Source organism: Sulfurimonas sp. hsl 1-7, assembly GCF_030577135.1.
Classification (GTDB): Bacteria; Campylobacterota; Campylobacteria; order Campylobacterales; family Sulfurimonadaceae; genus Sulfurimonas; species Sulfurimonas microaerophilus.
Window position 1 is genome coordinate 1 of record NZ_JAUIRR010000015.1, and the last position, 723, is coordinate 723.

The following is a 723-nucleotide window of genomic DNA, read 5'->3' on the forward strand; positions in this document are numbered from 1 at the left end:
CCAACACCGGCAATGCGCCCACACTATAGTTTACTAAATAAATCAAAAATCAAACAAACATTCAATATAGAGATACCATACTGGAAAGATTCACTAGATGAATGTTTAAGAAAAATGGGAGAGATAAAATAATGAAATCTATTTTATTAACAGGAACGGCAGGGTTTATAGGCTCAAACTTCGTGCCATATTTTTTAGAAAAATATCCGGAATATAATGTAGTTAATTTAGACCTTTTAACATATGCCGGAAACTTAGAAAACTTAAAAGAGTGTGAAGGTAACCCTAGATATAAGTTTATTAAAGGGGATATCTGTAACCGTGAACTTGTAGAATTTATCTTTAATGAGTACGATATCCAAGGTGTTATCCACTTTGCAGCGGAATCTCATGTTGATAACTCTATCAAAAACCCGGGAATATTTGTAGAAACAAATGTAAACGGTACTTTTACACTTTTAGATGTAGCGTATAAACATTGGATGGAAAAACCATTTACTTATAAAGAGAAATATAACAAATGTAGATTTCACCATATCTCAACAGATGAAGTTTACGGAACATTAAGTGATGATCCAAAAGACCTCTTCACTGAAGATACACCGTATGCTCCAAACTCTCCATACTCAGCTTCTAAAGCATCATCTGATATGATCGTAAGATCTTATCAAGAGACGTACGGCTTAAATACAGTAATTACAAATTGTTCAAACAATTATGGTC

2 protein-coding genes are annotated in these 723 nt (G+C 32.9%); both read left to right on the forward strand.

Annotation, left to right across the window (positions count from 1 at the left end; genetic code table 11):
• Window positions 1-12: 12 nt before the first annotated feature.
• Complete coding sequence (locus QWY88_RS11620) at window positions 13-132, forward strand: hypothetical protein (protein ID WP_425474715.1); 120 nt, start codon at window positions 13-15, stop codon at window positions 130-132.
• Window positions 132-723: dTDP-glucose 4,6-dehydratase (locus tag QWY88_RS11625; protein ID WP_304546554.1), on the forward strand; the 592-nt coding region annotated here is incomplete at its 3' end. The genes QWY88_RS11620 and QWY88_RS11625, both read left to right, overlap by 1 nt.